Source organism: Pseudomonas pichavaramensis, from assembly GCF_050473265.1.
Taxonomy (GTDB): Bacteria; Pseudomonadota; Gammaproteobacteria; order Pseudomonadales; family Pseudomonadaceae; genus Aquipseudomonas.
On record NZ_JBJKFJ010000039.1, the window covers coordinates 1 to 391 of the forward strand.

1 protein-coding gene is annotated in these 391 nt (G+C 66.0%); it reads left to right on the forward strand.

Going from position 1 to position 391, the window contains the following annotated elements; genetic code table 11:
* On the forward strand, window positions 1–391 hold a 391-nt coding region (locus ACJRW5_RS24925), incomplete at both ends, for an NAD(P)-dependent oxidoreductase (protein WP_484573142.1).

A 391-nucleotide genomic window follows, 5' to 3' on the forward strand; every position in this document is an offset into this window, starting at 1 on the left:
CCGTGAGCTGATCGATGCCGCGGCGGATCTGCAGATCATCGCCAAACATGGCGTCGGCTACGACACCATCGACATCCAGGCCGCTGCCGAGCGCAACATTCCGGTGACCATCGCCCTGGGCGCTAACGCGCAGTCGGTGGCCGAGCATGCCTTCGCCCTGATGTTCAGCGTGGCCCGTCAGGTGGCCTGGCTGGATGAGCGCATGCGTGCCGGTCACTGGGACAAGGCCAGCGCCAAGGGCGTGGAACTGTCCGGCAAGACCCTCGGCCTGGTCGGCCTGGGTTCGATCGGCGGTATCCTGCTCGACCTGGTTGCGCCGCTGAAGATGAACGTGCGTATCTACGACCCCTACCTGAAGACCCTGCCCGAGCGCGCCAACGTCAGCCGCGAG